The sequence below is a fragment of the Sphingobium limneticum genome (genome assembly GCF_008710165.1).
In the GTDB taxonomy this organism is placed as follows: domain Bacteria; phylum Pseudomonadota; class Alphaproteobacteria; order Sphingomonadales; family Sphingomonadaceae; genus Sphingobium; species Sphingobium limneticum.
The window spans coordinates 166770-182240 of the sequence record NZ_VYQA01000005.1 but is presented as its reverse complement, the minus strand read 5'-3'; the positions used below and the strand labels follow the sequence as shown (position 1 = coordinate 182240).

At 65.2% G+C, this 15471-nt stretch carries 16 protein-coding genes; 9 read left to right on the top strand and 7 right to left on the bottom strand.

Annotated features, from left to right (window positions below; translation table 11 throughout):
* Nucleotides 1–4: 4 nt before the first annotated feature.
* From F4U95_RS08820 to F4U95_RS08805, 4 genes are all read left to right on the top strand, one after another.
* Nucleotides 5–1360, top strand: coding sequence for an acetyl-CoA carboxylase biotin carboxylase subunit (locus tag F4U95_RS08820; RefSeq protein WP_150425402.1), 1356 nt, complete (start codon nucleotides 5–7; stop codon nucleotides 1358–1360).
* A gap of 5 nt (nucleotides 1361–1365) precedes the next feature.
* Nucleotides 1366–2823, top strand: coding sequence for a pyruvate carboxylase (locus F4U95_RS08815; RefSeq protein ID WP_150425401.1), 1458 nt, complete (start codon nucleotides 1366–1368; stop codon nucleotides 2821–2823).
* 93 nt (nucleotides 2824–2916) lie between these two features.
* The gene (locus tag F4U95_RS08810) at nucleotides 2917–4467 is read left to right on the top strand and encodes a class I adenylate-forming enzyme family protein (RefSeq protein WP_150425400.1); all 1551 of its coding nucleotides are present in this window, start codon (nucleotides 2917–2919) and stop codon (nucleotides 4465–4467) included.
* A complete protein-coding gene (locus F4U95_RS08805) occupies nucleotides 4467–5693 on the top strand; it encodes a thiolase family protein (protein ID WP_150425399.1) in 1227 nt (408 codons plus the stop codon). The genes F4U95_RS08810 and F4U95_RS08805 overlap by 1 nt, the downstream gene beginning before the upstream one ends.
* Nucleotides 5694–5818: 125 nt before the next feature.
* On the opposite strand, the gene F4U95_RS08800 is transcribed toward F4U95_RS08805, so the two are convergent.
* Nucleotides 5819–6481 (bottom strand): GntR family transcriptional regulator, encoded by a 663-nt coding sequence (locus F4U95_RS08800; protein WP_150425398.1) that lies wholly within the window; start codon nucleotides 6479–6481, stop codon nucleotides 5819–5821.
* Nucleotides 6478–7269: a 5'/3'-nucleotidase SurE gene (surE, locus tag F4U95_RS08795; protein ID WP_150425397.1), complete on the bottom strand. Its 792-nt coding sequence runs from the start codon at nucleotides 7267–7269 to the stop codon at nucleotides 6478–6480. Before surE ends, F4U95_RS08800 begins: the two co-directional genes overlap by 4 nt.
* Nucleotides 7270–7430: 161 nt before the next feature.
* On the opposite strand from surE, the gene F4U95_RS08790 reads away from it, so the two are divergent.
* From F4U95_RS08790 to F4U95_RS08775, 4 genes are read left to right on the top strand one after another with little or no spacing between them, the layout of a single operon-like run.
* The gene (locus F4U95_RS08790) at nucleotides 7431–8174 is read left to right on the top strand and encodes a PEP-utilizing enzyme (RefSeq protein ID WP_150425396.1); all 744 of its coding nucleotides are present in this window, start codon (nucleotides 7431–7433) and stop codon (nucleotides 8172–8174) included.
* Nucleotides 8171–8776 (top strand): hypothetical protein, encoded by a 606-nt coding sequence (locus F4U95_RS08785; RefSeq protein ID WP_150425395.1) that lies wholly within the window; start codon nucleotides 8171–8173, stop codon nucleotides 8774–8776. The genes F4U95_RS08790 and F4U95_RS08785 overlap by 4 nt, the downstream gene beginning before the upstream one ends.
* A gap of 4 nt (nucleotides 8777–8780) precedes the next feature.
* The gene (locus F4U95_RS08780; RefSeq protein ID WP_150425394.1) at nucleotides 8781–10493 is read left to right on the top strand and encodes a pyruvate, phosphate dikinase; all 1713 of its coding nucleotides are present in this window, start codon (nucleotides 8781–8783) and stop codon (nucleotides 10491–10493) included.
* The gene (locus F4U95_RS08775) at nucleotides 10490–10900 is read left to right on the top strand and encodes an acetyl-CoA carboxylase biotin carboxyl carrier protein (RefSeq protein WP_150425393.1); all 411 of its coding nucleotides are present in this window, start codon (nucleotides 10490–10492) and stop codon (nucleotides 10898–10900) included. The genes F4U95_RS08780 and F4U95_RS08775 overlap by 4 nt, the downstream gene beginning before the upstream one ends.
* Nucleotides 10901–11091: 191 nt before the next feature.
* Here the strand turns inward: F4U95_RS08775 and F4U95_RS08770 are convergent, their stop codons facing one another.
* Entirely contained in the window at nucleotides 11092–11412 is a 321-nt protein-coding gene (locus F4U95_RS08770; protein ID WP_150425500.1) for a hypothetical protein, read from the bottom strand.
* A gap of 149 nt (nucleotides 11413–11561) precedes the next feature.
* On the opposite strand from F4U95_RS08770, the gene F4U95_RS08765 reads away from it, so the two are divergent.
* Nucleotides 11562–11921, top strand: coding sequence for a DUF3060 domain-containing protein (locus F4U95_RS08765; RefSeq protein ID WP_161600384.1), 360 nt, complete (start codon nucleotides 11562–11564; stop codon nucleotides 11919–11921).
* Nucleotides 11922–11995: 74 nt separating this feature from the next.
* Here F4U95_RS08765 and F4U95_RS08760 read toward each other — a convergent pair whose 3' ends face one another.
* The 4 genes from F4U95_RS08760 to F4U95_RS08745 all read right to left on the bottom strand — a co-directional run bounded on the left by F4U95_RS08760 (nucleotide 11996) and on the right by F4U95_RS08745 (nucleotide 15374).
* Nucleotides 11996–12979 carry a phosphotransferase family protein gene (locus F4U95_RS08760; protein WP_150425391.1) on the bottom strand — a complete coding sequence of 328 codons (984 nt, stop codon included), beginning with the start codon at nucleotides 12977–12979 and terminating at the stop codon, nucleotides 11996–11998.
* A 13-nt stretch (nucleotides 12980–12992) separates the two neighbouring features.
* Entirely contained in the window at nucleotides 12993–14177 is a 1185-nt protein-coding gene (locus F4U95_RS08755; RefSeq protein WP_211363963.1) for an Rv3169 family protein, read from the bottom strand.
* A gap of 24 nt (nucleotides 14178–14201) precedes the next feature.
* Entirely contained in the window at nucleotides 14202–14516 is a 315-nt protein-coding gene (locus tag F4U95_RS08750; RefSeq protein WP_150425390.1) for an EthD family reductase, read from the bottom strand.
* 141 nt (nucleotides 14517–14657) lie between these two features.
* The gene (locus F4U95_RS08745) at nucleotides 14658–15374 is read right to left on the bottom strand and encodes a GntR family transcriptional regulator (protein ID WP_161600383.1); all 717 of its coding nucleotides are present in this window, start codon (nucleotides 15372–15374) and stop codon (nucleotides 14658–14660) included.
* Nucleotides 15375–15471: the final 97 nt, after the last annotated feature.

Sequence of the window (15471 nt, the reverse complement as noted above, 5' to 3'; positions counted from 1 at the left end):
GACGATGGCCGTCAATCGCCTCTTCATCGCCAATCGCGGCGAAATCGCCCTCCGCATCGTGCGCGCCGCGCAAGGGCTGAACACGGAAACCGTGGTCGGCATATCCGACGCCGACCGGGGCAGCGCCGCCGCCCAATTAGCGGACCGCGCGCTGGTCCTTGGCCCCGGACCGGCGGCGAAATCCTATCTCGACCCGCGCCTCGTCGTCCATGCGGCCAAGGCGGCCGGTTGCGACGCGCTGCATCCGGGCTATGGCTTCCTGTCGGAGCGCAGCATATTGCCGCGCCTGTGTGCCGAACATGGCATCGCCTTCGTCGGTCCCGAACCCGACATGATCGACGCGCTGGGCGACAAGCTGCAAGCCCGCGCCATGGCGAAGGCGGCCGGCGTGCCGCTTGTGCCGGGCAGCGAGGAAATCGCGTCGGCCGCCGACGCCCGCCGTGAAGGCGACCGCATCGGCTACCCCGTGCTGCTCAAGGCCTCCGCCGGTGGCGGCGGACGCGGCATGGTGATCGCCAACAATGCGGACGAGGTCGAGGCCGGTTTTCATAAAGCCAGCGCCGAAGCGCAAGCCGCCTTCAACGACGGTCGCCTGTTCATGGAACGCTTCGTGCCGCAGGCCCGCCATGTCGAGGTCCAGCTGATGGGCGACGGCACCGGCAAGGTTGTCCATTTCGGTGAACGCGATTGTTCGGTCCAGCGCCGCTACCAGAAGCTGGTCGAGGAAGCGCCCTGCACCGCCATGCCGGACCGGGTGCGCAAGCAACTCCATGACGCCGCCGTCGCGCTCGCCGCCAGCGTCCAGTATCGCAATGCCGGCACCGCCGAATTCCTCTACGATGTCGCGCGGGAGGAAGTCTATTTCATCGAGGTCAACGCCCGCATCCAGGTCGAGCATCCGGTATCCGAAATGATCACCGGCTTCGATTTGGTACAGGAACAGATACGCATTGCCGGCGGGTCGCCACTGTCGGTCAGTCAGGACGACGTCCGCGTCACCGGCCATGCCATCGAATGTCGCATCAATGCGGAGGATGTGGGGAAGGGGTTCATCCCGGTCCCCGGCCGCATCACCGGCTGGCAGGTGCCGACGGGCGAGGGGGTCCGCCTGGACAGCCACATGTCGCAGGGGGCGATGATCCCGCCTTTCTACGACAGCATGATCGGCAAGCTGATCGTCCATGGGACGACACGCGCCGATGCGGTGGCGAAGCTGACGGAGGCCCTCGACGCCTTCAAGGTGGAGGGCGTGCCCACGACCATCGATCTGCACCGCCGCATCGTGCGCCACCCCGACTTCATCGAAAACCGCATCCACACACGCTGGCTTGAGCAGACCTTGCTCGCTTCCCCGGAGTAACAGGCATGGCCCATATCACTTTCCTCGACGAAACCATGCGCGACGGGCAGCAAAGCCTGTGGGGCATGCGGATGCAGGCCGGCATGGCGCTGCCCGTCACGCCGATCATCGACCAGACCGGCTATAATATCATCAGCCTGGCCGGCTCCTCCCTGTTCGAGGTGCTGACCCGCCATTGCCAGGAAGATCCCTGGGCGGGCCTCGACCTGCTGATCGGTTCCATGCCCAATACGCCGCTGCGCGCGGGCTGCCGCTCCAATGGGTCGGTGACATTCGGCTTCACGCCCGATGTGCTGATGGACCTTTGGGTGGACCGCCTGTGCGTCCATGGCATCCGCAGCTTCTGGCTCTACGATGTGCTGTTCAACATCGACAAGATGCACCGGCTGGCGAAGATCGCCAAGGGCCATGGCTGTCAGGTGGCGGGCACGATGCTGTTCACCCTTTCGCCGGTCCATACCGACGACTATTATGCGGACAAGGCGGACAAACTATCGGCGCTGCCCGAAGTCGACAGCCTGCTGCTCTACGACACGGGCGGCGTGCTGGATCGCGATCGTATCTCCACGCTTGTCCCCGCCATCGTCGCCAAGGCGCGCGGCAAGCCGATCGAGATGCACGCCAACAACATGCTGGGCCAATCGGCCAAGACCTATATGGACGCGATCGAGTTCGGCGTGACCGTGCTGCACACCGCTGTGCGCCCGATGGCCAACGGTCCGTCCATCCCCTCGATCGAGATCATGACCAAGAATGTCGAGATGATGGGCCACACCCATAATATCGACACGTCCAAGCTGAAGCCCGTCGCCGACCATTTCGAGCGGGTAGGGAAGGCCGCCGGCTTCCTGGTCAACCAGCATTTCGAATATGATGTGACCGCGCTCAAGCATCAGATCCCCGGTGGCATGATGGGCACGCTGCGCGCGCAGCTGGTGCAGCAGAATATGCTCGACCGGTTGCCCGACGTACTGGCCGAAGTGGCGCTGGTGCGGCGGGAGCTGGGCTATCCCGGCATGGCCACGCCCTTTGCGCAGCTGGTCGGCACGCTCGCCGTGCTCAACATCGTGACCGGCAAGCGCTATTCGGTCGTCCCGGACGAGGTGATCCAGTACGCAGCGGGCTTCTATGGCGATCCCGTCGCGCCGATCGACGGCGACGTGCTGGACCAGATATTGTCAAAGCCGCGGGCCAAGGAAATCCTGGCCAACCCGCCCGAACAGCCCGACCTTGCCGAACTGCGCCGCCGTCATGGCACCGGGGAGGATGACGACGAACTCATCCTGCGCGCGCTGGTGCCCGCGTCCGACATCGACCGGATGCGCAAGGCCGGCCCGGTGGCGCGGGATTATCCCACGCTCTCCTCGCCCGAACTGGCGCAGGTGCAGAAGCTGATGAAGCTCGCGACCGCGCCGCTGGTGCAGATCAAGTCGAGTGCGCTGGACCTGACGCTGCGGCGTTGAACATTCCTCCGTCATTGCGAGCGTAGCGAAGCAATCCAATGACGCGCCGATGGATTGCTTCGCTACGCTCGCAACGACGAAAGGGGCCACCCCATGCGAATGATCGACTATTTCGATCGCGGCCTGCGCATCGCGCATGACAAGCCCTGCATGATCGAGGGCGACACGCAGAAGACTTATGCGCAGGTCGCGGCCCGCGTGAACGCCATCGCCGCGCTGTTGATCGCGGACGGCTTCGCGCCGGGCGCCCATGCCGCCGTGCTGAGCGGCAACGCCATGGTTGCGTTCGAGGCGGTGCTGGGCATCCTTCGCGCCGATGGCGTGTGGGCGATGGCCAATAATCGGGCCAGTACAAGCGAGAACGCCTATCTGTTCGACCTGCTCGATATCGACACGTTGTTCGTCCATTCCGAAGTGGCGGACCGCATCGTCGAGTTTCGGGCGCAATGCCCGAACATCCGCCGCTATATCGCGCTCGACCGGGCTTTCGACGAAGCCGACTTCTTCCTCGAAGATCGCCTGGATGCCGACGCGCCGCCAGTCCCGCAACGCCGCACCGGCGCGGTGGAGGAACTGGGCTTCCTCGCCAATACCGGCGGCACTACCGGTCGGTCGAAGGGGGTGATGCTGACCAATGGCAACTGGCAGGCGCTCGTCTCCAGTCTGGTCGCGTCGATGCCGATGACCATGCCGCCTGTGAATATGGTAGCCGCGCCCATGACCCATGCCGCCGGCCCGCTCGCGCTGGCCAGCATGGCACTGGGCGGCACGGTCGTCATCCTGCCGAAATTCGAGCCCGGCCCGGTGATCGACGCGATCGAGCGGCACCGCGTCACCTATATGTTCCTGCCTCCCACGGCGATCTACATGCTGCTCTCGCACCCCGGCGTGCGAGACGCGGATTTTTCCAGCCTACAATATATCAGCTATGCCGGCGCCCCCATGTCGCTCGACCGGCTGAGGCAAGCGATCGCCGTCTTCGGTCCGGTCATGAACGCCAGTTTCGGCCAGACCGAAGCGTCCATGTGCGTCACCGCCATGCCGCCGCACGAACATCTGAACGCGGCGGGCGACCTCGCCCATCCCGGCAGTTGCGGCCGTCCCAACCTGCTCTCCATCGTGGAGATCATGGATGATGACGGCCATATCCTGCCGCCCGGCGAGCGCGGCGAGATCGTCGTGCGCGGGCCGCTGGTGATGGCGGGCTATTACAAGAACCCGCAGGCGACGGCCGAAGTCTCTACCCATGGCTGGCACCATACCGGCGACATCGGCGTGCGCGATGAAGACGGCTGGTTCTATGTCGTGGACCGCAAGAAGGACATGATCATATCCGGCGGTTTTAACGTCTACCCGGCCGAGGTCGAGAAGGCCCTTCTGGCCCATGACGCCGTGCAGGATTGCGCCGTCGTCGGCATCCCCGACGAGAAATGGGGGGAGGCGGTGATCGCCTTCGTCGAGGCCCGCCCCGGCCACAAACCGCAGGAAGCGACCCTGATCGCCTTCGCCCGCGAAGCGCTGGGCGCGGTCAAGACCCCCAAGCGGATCGAGATCGTCCGCCAGCTACCCCGCACCAATGCGGGCAAGGTATCGCGCGCGGAATTGCGCAAACCCTATTGGGAAGAGGCCGGAAGGAAAATCTGATGCGCGACGTCCATATCATCGGCGTCGGCATGACGCCCTTCGGCCGGCACCTCGACCGCACCCATAGCGACCTGGCGCAGCAGGCGGTCGGCGAAGCGCTGGCTGATGCTGGTGCGAAGGCCAGTGATCTCGGCATGGCGATATACAGCAATGTCATTCAGGGGTTCTTCGCCGGCGAAATGTCGATCCCCGGCGAATATGCGCTGCGGCCGCTGGGCATTCAGGGTGTGCGCGTGCTGCATGTGGAGGCCGCCTGCGCCAGCGCGACGATCGGCCTGCATGTCGCGGCGGACTATATCCGCGCGGGCCTGACCGACGTGGCGATGATCGTGGGCGTGGAAAAGCTCTACAGCGCCGATCGCGCAAAGCGTTTCGCCGTGTTCCAGCAGCCGCTCGATGCGATCGAGGCGCAGCGCTATATCGACGGTACGAAGGGCATGCTGGCGCCCGCGCCCGACGGGCTGGACGGCCCCGGTCCCAATATCATGATGGACGCCTATGCCGCGCAGGCGCGTCTTTACATGGCCACATATGGCACGACCCAACGTCAGATCGCGGCCGTCTCCGCCAAGAATCATAGCCACTCGCAGTTCAACCCGCTGTCCCAATATCGCAATGCCATGAGCATCGAGGAGGTGCTGGCCGCGCCCAATGTCAGCTGGCCGCTGACCGTGCCGATGTGCGCCCCGATCAGCGATGGCGCGGCGGCGGCGGTCCTGTGCGCCGGCGACCTGCTCGGCCGCTTTCCGCAGGCGCGCGCGGTCCGCGTGCTGGCGACGGAATCACAGAGCGGCACCGATCGCGCGCCCGACGACTATGCCAATCATGTCACCCGCATCGTGTCGGCGCGCGCCTATGAAAAGGCCGGCATCGGCCCGCAGGACGTGCATGTCGCCGAAGTGCATGATGCCAGTTCATCGGGCGAAATCGTGCAAGTGGAAGCACTTGGCCTCAGCGCGCCGGGGCAGGCGGGACATGATGCGGAGGCTGGCGTTACGGCGCTGGGCGGACGCATCCCGGTCAATGTGTCGGGCGGGCTGGTGTCGAAGGGGCATCCGCTCGGTGCCACGGGGCTGGGCCAGATCCACGAACTGGTGACGCAATTGCGTAGAGAGGCCGGCCAGCGTCAGGTGGAAGGCGCACGTATAGCGCTTGCGGAAAATAGCGGCGGTTTTTATGGGGTTGAGGACGGACTGAGCGCTGTGACGATCCTTACTTCATCCTGAAAAATTCGTCATCCCCGCGAAGGCGGGGACCCATCTCCGCTGCTTTCCTCATGGACAAAGTTGGGAGATGGGTTCCCGCTTTCGCGGGAATGACGATTATTGGCGAACGGGTGAGCGGGAAGCCCTCACTCCACATCGAACGCCACGTCCGGCAATTCGTCCACCATCGCATTGGTCTGCGCAAATAGTGCTGCTACCGCCGCCTCCGCCGCGTCGACATCGCCGTCATTCACCGTCTGTGCGATCGCCCTATAGCCTTCCGTATGCGAATCCTGCTGCGCGCGGGTCTGGTAGGGGCGGATCTGCGCACGGAACAGGTCGGCGCGGCGCAGCGGCGTCACCCGCGGCAATTCCCGATTGCCGGCCACCTCGAACAGGCAGTCGTAGAAGGCCTGCCGCACCGCGATATAGCTGCGATGGTCGCCATCCTCGTCATGCCGCCGCGCCGCGTCCAGCGCCGCGTCCATCAGGCTGCGATTGGCATGGCCCGACGCCGCACCCAGCCGCGCCGCCAGCCGCACCAGCTGCTCCAGCACCTCCAACAGGTCGCGCACCTCCCGCCGGGTCAGGCGGTTGATATGCGCGCCGCGATAGCGATGGATCGCGACGATCCCGTCCCCCGACAAATGCCGCAAAGCCTCCCGCAATGACGATCGGCTGATCCCCAGCCGCAGCGTCAGTTCCGCCTCGACCAGATGCTGGCCCGGCACGAACTGGCCGGTGCGGATGCCGGATCGGATGGCGTCGGCGACCTTTTCGGTCGTGCCGATCGTGGCGGGCGCGTTCATGCCCCCACCGGTTCGGTTTCAAACAGCGTGCGGAAATGCGCCAGCTGGTCGTGCGCCGTCATGTCCAGCTGCATCGGCGTGATCGACACCGCATTGTCGCGCGCGGCCGCCAGATCATTACCCTGTGCCGCGCCGCCGTCCGGGAAGGCGATCTTGATCCAATAATAGGGCACATGCCGTTCATCGATGCGCGGGATCGGGCGGAAGGAGCCGGGCGGGCGCATGCCTTGGCGAGTGACCCGCACGCCGCTCACCTCATCCAGCGGACAATGCGGGAAATTCACGTTGACGAAACTGCCCTGCGTCCATTCCAGGCCAAGCAGCTGCGGCAAGATCTGCGCCGTATAATGGCGCGCCGTATCCCAATGCACCGGCGTCTGATAACTCCATATCTGGCTGAGTGCGATCGACGGAATGCCCAGCATCGCACCCTCGATCGCCGCCGATGCCGTACCCGAATAGGTGATATCCTCCGCCAGGTTCGGCCCGCGATTGATGCCAGACAGCAGCAGGTCGGGCCGTTTGTCGCCCAGCAATTCATAGACGCCCAGCAGCGCGCAGTCGGTCGGCGTGCCCTTGACCGCGAAATGCCGCTCGTCGCGCTGCTTCACCCGGATCGGGTAGGATAGCGACAGGCTGTGCCCCGCACCCGACCGTTCCTCGTCCGGCGCCACCACCCACACATCGTCGCTGAACTGGCGCACGACTTCTTCCAGCAACAGGATGCCGGGCGCGTCGATGCCATCGTCATTCACGATCAACACGCGCGGATTGGGCTTGGCGGTCACACATTCTCTCCCGGATCGACTTCTTTGACGCCCAAGCTAGATGAGTCGAGGTTTGCCGTCAATATCGTCCTACGATTTCATCTGTCAGATGCTTGACAGAAATGCTGCGACCCGGCACATCGAGGGGGAGAGCGCAGACTCGTCAAGAACAGGAGAGATGTATGGGGTTGCCCATCGATAGCGCGCACAAGGGGAGCCCGCCGGCTTCGTCGCTGGTGGAGGCGACGCTGAGCCTTGTGCAGGAAAGGCTTCGCGACCGTTTCGCGCAATCGGGACAGGATTGGGACGGCTTTCGTGTCAGCGGCGCGACCCTGACCAAAGCGGATCTGGCGGATGTCGAACGGCGGCTGCTTGGCACCGGTCATCGCTTCGACTGGTCGGCCGGCATTTCGGTCGCGGAACGGCCGGACATCTACAAATCGCGCGGCGATGGCGATCAGGTGGACGAGAGTTTCTCTCACCCCGACGCGCCGCAGGGCGATCCGGACGAAGCGGGCCGTGCGCTCGCGGGCGTGGGCGACAATGTGGTACGTCATGACGCCGATATCACCGGTATCGCCCGCTTCATCCGCACCAATGAACGGGTGCTGGATTATCTGACCAACGGCGTTCCGCACGGCATCATCGCGGTGATCGACGATAGCGGCGGCACGCTGACCGCGCCGATCATCGAACAATTTACCGGCGTCATCTGCGCGGGTGGCACGGTGCGATCGCATCTGGGCATCCTGACCCGCGAATATAATATCCCCTGCCTGATGAACGCGAAGATCGCCGGCATCGCCGATGGCGACACGGTCACGATCGAAGCGACGGCGGCTGCCAAGACGACCGAGGATTATCAGCAGGGCGTCGAGCGGGTCGGCCGCGTCTGGCGCCTCGTCCAGGAGGAGGCGACGGCATGATAAATGACCGCGATCTGGTGTTCCACGGCGTCGCCATCAAACGCCACGCCGGCGCCGCCGCCATCGCCGCTCTGGTAGGCTTGCCCGAACCGCGCGTATCGACCCTGCTCGCCGACGCGGTCGCGACCGGCCGGGTGGTCGATACCGGTGACGCCTTCATCCTCGCCCCGCTGACCCGCGTGGCGCTGGAGGCGCGCTATGGCCTGCACTTCGCGCCGCTGCGGCAGGACAAGGCGTTCGAGAACGCCTATCTCGCCTTCGAGCGGGTGAACAAGACCCTGAAACAGGTCATCACCGATTGGCAGACGATCAGCATCGGCGGCAACAAGGTCGCCAACGACCATAGCGACCGCGCCCATGACGACGCGGTGATCGATCGCCTGGGCGAAGTGCAGGAGCAGGTCGAACCGATCCTGGCGGCTTTGTCCAAAGGCTGGCCGCGCATGAACTTCTACGCGCAAAAGCTGCTGGCCGCGCTCGAAGCCGCCGAAGATGGCGCGCATGAATGGGTCAGCGACATCCGACGCGACAGCTACCACACCATCTGGTTCGAACTGCACGAGGATCTGCTCCGCATCATGGGCCGGGTCCGGGAGGAATAAGCTGATGTCATCCAACTGGACCGTCCTGCTGGACGGCACGAGCCTGCCCGACCGCAGCCTGATCGGCGGCAAGGCCTGGTCGATCGCGCGGATGCGCGGGATGGACCTGCCCGTGCCCCCGGCCTTCGTGATCACGACGGCGGCCTGCAACGCCTATCTGGCGCAGGGCGATTTCCCTGAGGGGCTGGAGGCGGAGATAGAGGCGGGCCTCGCCTGGCTTAATGACGCGACCGGCCGCCATTTCGGCGGCGCGGACAAGCCGCTGCTGCTGTCGGTCCGGTCCGGTGCCGCCATTTCCATGCCTGGCATGATGGATACGGTGCTGAACCTCGGCATCGACGACGCAGCCGAAAGCGCACTCGCTACCGAATCCGGGCTGCCGGATTTCGCGCGCGACACGCATCGCCGCTTCCTCGAACTTTACGCCTCGATCGTGCTGAAGATGCCGGTCGAGCTGGACCATGACGCCGACCCGGCCGGCTGGCGCGCGCAGGTCGATGTGCCTGCCACCCCGCGAGAATGCCTGACCGGCGCCGTTCGCGCCGTATTCGACAGCTGGAACACGCGTCGCGCGAAGAAATATCGCGAGCATAATGGGATCCCGCACGACATGGGCACCGCCGTCACCATCCAGGCGATGGTGTTCGGCAATCTGGACGATCGCAGCGGCACCGGTGTCTTGTTCAGTCGCAATCCGCTGACCGGCGAAGCCTCGCCCTATGGCGAATATCTGCCCCGCGCGCAGGGGGAGGATGTCGTGTCCGGCAAGTTCACGCCGCTCCCCCTCGACGCCATGCGCGATCTCGATCCCGCCGCCCATGCCGCGCTGCTCGACGCGACCGCCCGGCTGGAGCGCGAGCATCGCGACATGCAGGATATCGAATTTACGGTGCAGAGCGGCACCCTCTATCTGCTTCAGGCCCGATCGGCCAAGCGCGCGCCCGACGCGGCGGTGCGCGCGGCGGTGGAGATGGTGGGCGAAGAGCTGATCGATATCGATCAGGCGCTGTCCCGCGTCAGTCCCGAACAGGTACGCGCGCTGCTGCTGCCGCGCTTGGGCACCGGCGCGCAGGATGCCGCCATCGTCGCGCAGGGGGAGGGGGCCTGCCCCGGCGTCGCCTGCGGCACGGTCGTCACCGACCCGGACGAAGCCGAACGGCGCGCCGCCGCTGGAGAGGCCGTGATCCTGGTCCGCGCGACCACCAGCCCCGACGATATCCACGGCATGATCGCGGCGAAGGCGGTGGTGACGGAGCAGGGCGGGTCTACCTCCCACGCGGCGGTCGTCAGCCGCGCGCTCGGCCGCCCCTGCGTGGTCGGCGTCGGCGATGGTAGGGGGCCGCAACCCGGCGCCCTCGTCACCGTCGATGGCGAAACGGGCCGCGTCTATGCGGGCGAATTGCCGGTCGAAATGCCCGATGAGGCGGGCGACAGCCGCCTTGCTCAGCTGATCATATGGGCGCGCGAACGCAGCCCGGTGCGCGTTCTGCGCCCGGCCGACGCTGCGGGCTTGGACGGGGTGATCGATATCGACGCGCTCTGGTCGGGAGGGGAGCCGGACGAACTGTCCGCGCTGCTGCATGGTGCGTCTGCCGCGCGGGGCGTGACGCTGGCCAATCCCGACACCGCGCGCATCGCCCGCGCGCAGGGGGTGCAAACCATCGTGACGGAGCCGGTGCTGCCCGCGCTGCTCGCCTTGCTGGGGGAAGCCGCATGACCGATATCATCACCGACACGCGCGCCCTGCTGCGCCTGTTCCGCCAGTCGGGCTATGCCGACATTCATCTACGCTCCGGCGATTACGAGCTGTTCGTCGCGACGCCCGGCGGCGGCGCCAACCCACTTCACGCGCCGGTCGCTGTGGAGGCTGCGCCTTTACCTGCCATACTGGTGGAGGCGGCCAAGGCGGAGCAACTCGTCAGCGCCCCGCACATAGCCTCCTTCGTGTCGGCTCTGGCCGTGGGCAGCGCCGTGGCGGCGGGCGATGCGGTGGCGCGGATCGAGTTGCTGGGTGAACCGATCGACCTTTGTGCCGATCAGCCTGGCCTCGTTACCGAAGTCCTGGCGGAACCCGGCGCCCTGATCGAATATGCCGCCCCGTTGGTACGTTTGCTGGCGGCGTGACGCCATCTAAGATCATATAGGCGTCTAACTTTCACCGTCACCCCGGACTTGATCCGGGGGCCCGCCTGTCTTCACCCATTATGTTCGGAAAGAAGCGGGATGCCGGGTCGCGCCCGGCATGGCGGGACATGGTGCAGAACGACAAGTCAGCGTGACGAATGAATAGGGCGGCACACTGTTACCCGTCTCCCTCAATTCCCGTCCGCATCCACCGTGAACACGACCGGCTTGCCGCGCGACGTCGGTTCCCATCCCGCCGCCAGCGCCGCGCGGATACCGCGTGAGACGATCGCATCGTTGATCTGGAGCCGCCCGCGCTGCAAGCCCTTGAGCAACCGCTTGGGCGGCGGAAATTCCAGCACCGCTTCGCGCTGCGTATCGGTCTGCAACAGGGCGATCGTCATGCCCCGCCAGCCGTCGGCGTCGCTCCATTGCGGCTCGCGCCGGAGTTCCCATTCATATGTGACCCCGTCGACAAGGACGGTTCCGGCCTGATTGTGCATGTTGAGCATCGCGCCGCCATAGCAGGCGCGGGCCGGCAAGCCAGCCTTATCGACCCGACCAGGCCGGTCATCGTGCGCCCGCGCCCGTTCGTCGCAACTGTCACGAGCAACCACAGGGGCTGTGCCACCCATCATCCCGAACAAGGAGGATGATGATAATGGCCAATAAAAGCTCGTTCCGGATCGCCGCGACCGGCGCCGCGCTCTTCGCCTGCGTTGCTGTCATGACGCCCGCCCATGCGCAGGCGGTTCTCGAAGGATCGGGCGAACACTCCACGCTCGACTGCGCGGGTGGCAAGGCGAGCGTGACGGGCACCGATAATCAGGTGACGGTCGAAGGCGCCTGCACCCATCTGACCGTCGAAGGCTCCGGCAACGTCGTCATCGCGCAGATGGCCGCCCAATCCACGATCAAGGTGGAAGGGATCAGCAACAAGGTCAGTTGGCGCACGCCCGGCAAGACCGCGCCCAAAGTCAGCAGCGCCGGCGTCGGCAACAGCGTGACCCGCGCGCGCTGACATATCACGCCGCCAAACACCGTTCTGACCGATCCTGTCGGTCGAACGGTGTTGGGCGGCGGACTCTATTCCTGTCAGGCCGCTGCCATCGCCCGGCTCACCAGCAATTTGGTGTAGGCCGGCAGCACCGCGCCGAACGCCTTGAACCGCACGTCCGCCACCTTGCCGCTGGTAAAGAGATAGGCGCCCAGGGCGATGATCGCCGCGACCTTCGCCTGACCCAGCACGGTATAGCGCGCGACGTCCACCGCCGTGCGGCCGGTGCCCTTCTCCCATTCCGCGATCATGCGTTCGGGCGACCACCATCCGGGTTGCTCGAACCCTGCATCGGCCAGAGATGCTTCCCCCTGATCATGGAACATCAATATATAGCCCAGGTCGAGCAGGGGTTCGGAAATCTGCGCCATTTCCCAGTCGAGCAGGGCGGTCAGCCGCCCCTGATGCCACAAACAATTCCCATGCTTGGGGTCGCCATGCACCGGAGTCGGTGCGCCTGAAGTAGCTGGCGGCCGGGCGGTCAGATCCTCCAGCACGCCGATCAGGTCGGTGGTCGCCTCGGCGGAGCGGGCGACGTCCAGCCAATGCTGCGCCTCCTGCTGCACGGTCCGCCCGCCCGGTGGCATTTCGCCTACGGGCATAGTGTGCAGGCCGATCACCGCGTCGAACCATTGGCGGCAGATGCTGTCGGGCACCGCCACCGGATCGGCCTTTACCCAGTCGGGCGTCACATATTCGAACGCCTCGCCCGGCACGCATTCCATCAGGAAAAAATCGTCGCCGACGACTGATGGATCGGTGCTGAGTTCCAGCATCGCGGGCAGCGGCACCGCCGGCGCATGCGCCTTCACCGCCGACAATACCGCATGCTGCCGCGCCATGTCGTACGGCGGCAACAACCCCTCCTCGGACGGCGGCATACGCAATATTTCGTTCAGCCCCTCCACCAGATAGGTTTCGTTGCTGTGGCCGGCCGACAGGGTCTTTACCCCCGTAATGCCGGCGCCACGGGGCAGAAAGGCGCGCAGCCCTTCCGCAAGACGGTCGGTGTCGCGCGCCATATGCCAGGCCTCCTTACAGGATCGAATTATCGGCGGTCAGGCCGATGTCGGGGTGGGCGCCATGGATGATCGTTTCCATGATGCCATGGCCGGTCGCGTCACCCTCCCGCACCAGGATCGGGCAATCGCGCAGCTGGCGCATGCGCTTCAATGTTGTGAGGTCGGTATAGTCGTCGAACTTTTCGCCCTCGACCTCCAGCGGTCCTTTCCACGCGCCATGCTTCTTGCCGTCGAAGCCCAGATAAAGACCCGGCCCCAGATGCACGGCTGTCGGCCCGGCGACCGCGATCTCGACCGTGTGAGTGCCGCCCTGCATCATGTCGAAATGCACCTTGCCGCCCAGCAGGCGCCGGCCGACATCGTTGAACGTCAGTTCCGGCCGCACCCGCGCGACCTTTTCCTGCCGCCCATCGGGATGGTTGCGATAGCCCGACGAATAGAAGATGCGGCCCTGCTTCGCCATGAAGTAGAAATGATAGGCATGCTTGTCGCCATTGGGCGCGGTCAGCATGAAGGGCGACCAGAGCAGCACGAATTCGCCCTCGCCGAATTTGGCATCGCCAAAGTCGGAGGAGGGACGCACGTCCGGGCTGTGCGCGCCGACGTCCAGCCGCTGGCCCCAGCTATGGTCGCGATATTCGGTCCATTCCTCGGGGTTCACCTCGATCCGTTCGCCCTCTATCTCGACCCAGCCCGACGGTACGCCGATCTGGTGATAGCGCACCACGTCGGAGCCGATGCGGAACCCGTCCTTTTCGCGCTGCTTGTGCCGGTCCTCGAAGAAGGGCGGCATTTCCGACGTGAAGGTGATGTCGAAGGCGATCGGCTGCGCGTCGTTCTTTTCGAGCGCGTAGCGAACCTTGTGCAACGGCTCGATAATCTCGTAAATCAGCGGACCGACCGTCGTTTCGGTGGGGTCGTCGCGCAATTCGCGATTGGCACGCACGGTCCACTGGCTGTCGCCGCGCGCGACGGCGGCCCAGCCATCCATAACTCCACGGTTATGATAACGGCCCAGGCCAAAATCGATCGACAGGCTGCCATCCTTGCGCACCAGCGCGGTCCAGATCTTCTCGGTCCAGCCCAGATCCGCCGTGGCGGTGGAGGAGAAGGTGTCGACGATCTGGTGGTTGAGCAGCTCGTCCAGCCCGATCAGCTGGCCGATATCGTCCATTTCATGACGCACGAAGTTCCGCATCGCATTCTCCCGGATTTTATGGTGTCAGGCGTCGATCAGGCTGCTGATCTGCAGCACCGGATCGACATTGGTGTAGCGGGGGGCGTCCCCCATCAGCGCCGCGCCACAGATGTCCATGGCGCGATCGAAACTGTCGCGGTCGTCGAAGATGAGTTCGCTGAGCGCCCAATAGGGCGGCGGCGCGCCGTCCAGCGCGGCGGTGCCGATCGTGATGCGCAGGGCGCGCAGACCGAGCGGTTCCAGCAGGCCGCGCGCGAAGGGGGCATGGCGGCCGACATAGTCGTCGCCATCGAAATGGCTGCCCGGCAGGTTCGGATAGGTGGCCGAAACGCGCAGCATGAAACTCTCCTGACCGATGCCCCGATTCGTTCGGGGTCGGCTGGAAGGCTAAATGTGTCCGACGATTTCGTCCAGCCAAAACATCGGCTAATCTACGCTGGCTGGGCTATTTCTAACCCGCAAGGCGCGGATTTGCGCGGTTTAGCCCATGGTCGGGAATATATCTTCCGGCAATTCGGTCATCGTCTTGCGCGTACCGTCGAAATGTTTCTTCACTGCCAGGTCGGCTTTTTTCGGGTCGCCGGCGATGATCGCCTTGGCGATCGGGCCATAGCCCGATGCATGGCGCTTACGCTGCGTGTCGGACTGGACCGTCTCGATCTGTGCGCGGAACAGGTCGGTGCGGGACAGGGGGATGACGCGCGCCAGTTCGCGGTTGCCGCCCAGGTCGATCATCGCGTCGTAAAAGCGGCGCCGCGACTCCAGATAATGGGCGCGGTTGCCGGATCGTGCCGCGCGATCCAGGTCGGCGATCGCCGTCTCGATCTGGCTGCGCGCGGCGGCGCTCGTGCAATTTTCCGCCGCCAGTCGTGCCGCCAGCCGCGCCAGCGGCTCCAGCGTATCGAGCAGTTGCAAGGATGCCGTGCGGTCCAGCAGGCCGATATAGGCCCCGCGATAGCGGTTCAGCGTGACGATGCCGGCCGCCGCCAGATGCTTGAGCGACTCGCGCAGCGACCCCCGGCTGATGCCCAGGCGGCGCGTCAGGTCCGGCTCCAGCAAATGCTGCCCCGGCACGAACACGCCGGTACGGATGCCCTGGGTGATGGCTTCGGCCACCTTGTCGGTCGCGCTTTCATTCTCCGTTACGGGAAGGGAGTCTTTGGCGCTGGGTGCCTGTTTCGTCGCGGCTTTGGTCATCGTCGATCCATCAAGTTTCTGATCCGGCAATACCGTCCTGCGGGCGCCGCGTCCATATGGTGGCGCAAAGGGTCGAACTTCATGGTTCGGCGTTTTT

Bases quoted from the DNA above. Each gene is read 5' to 3' on its own strand.
- F4U95_RS08820 (WP_150425402.1), top strand. From the start codon at position 5: ATGGCCGTCAATCGCCTCTTCATCGCCAATCGCGGCGAAATCGCCCTC.
- F4U95_RS08815 (WP_150425401.1), top strand. From the start codon at position 1,366: ATGGCCCATATCACTTTCCTCGACGAAACCATGCGCGACGGGCAGCAA.
- F4U95_RS08810 (WP_150425400.1), top strand. From the start codon at position 2,917: ATGCGAATGATCGACTATTTCGATCGCGGCCTGCGCATCGCGCATGAC.
- F4U95_RS08805 (WP_150425399.1), top strand. From the start codon at position 4,467: ATGCGCGACGTCCATATCATCGGCGTCGGCATGACGCCCTTCGGCCGG.
- F4U95_RS08800 (WP_150425398.1), bottom strand. From the start codon at position 6,481: ATGAACGCGCCCGCCACGATCGGCACGACCGAAAAGGTCGCCGACGCC.
- F4U95_RS08790 (WP_150425396.1), top strand. From the start codon at position 7,431: ATGGGGTTGCCCATCGATAGCGCGCACAAGGGGAGCCCGCCGGCTTCG.
- F4U95_RS08785 (WP_150425395.1), top strand. From the start codon at position 8,171: ATGATAAATGACCGCGATCTGGTGTTCCACGGCGTCGCCATCAAACGC.
- F4U95_RS08780 (WP_150425394.1), top strand. From the start codon at position 8,781: ATGTCATCCAACTGGACCGTCCTGCTGGACGGCACGAGCCTGCCCGAC.
- F4U95_RS08775 (WP_150425393.1), top strand. From the start codon at position 10,490: ATGACCGATATCATCACCGACACGCGCGCCCTGCTGCGCCTGTTCCGC.
- F4U95_RS08770 (WP_150425500.1), bottom strand. From the start codon at position 11,412: ATGCTCAACATGCACAATCAGGCCGGAACCGTCCTTGTCGACGGGGTC.
- F4U95_RS08765 (WP_161600384.1), top strand. From the start codon at position 11,562: ATGGCCAATAAAAGCTCGTTCCGGATCGCCGCGACCGGCGCCGCGCTC.
- F4U95_RS08760 (WP_150425391.1), bottom strand. From the start codon at position 12,979: ATGGCGCGCGACACCGACCGTCTTGCGGAAGGGCTGCGCGCCTTTCTG.
- F4U95_RS08755 (WP_211363963.1), bottom strand. From the start codon at position 14,177: ATGCGGAACTTCGTGCGTCATGAAATGGACGATATCGGCCAGCTGATC.
- F4U95_RS08750 (WP_150425390.1), bottom strand. From the start codon at position 14,516: ATGCTGCGCGTTTCGGCCACCTATCCGAACCTGCCGGGCAGCCATTTC.
- F4U95_RS08745 (WP_161600383.1), bottom strand. From the start codon at position 15,374: ATGACCAAAGCCGCGACGAAACAGGCACCCAGCGCCAAAGACTCCCTT.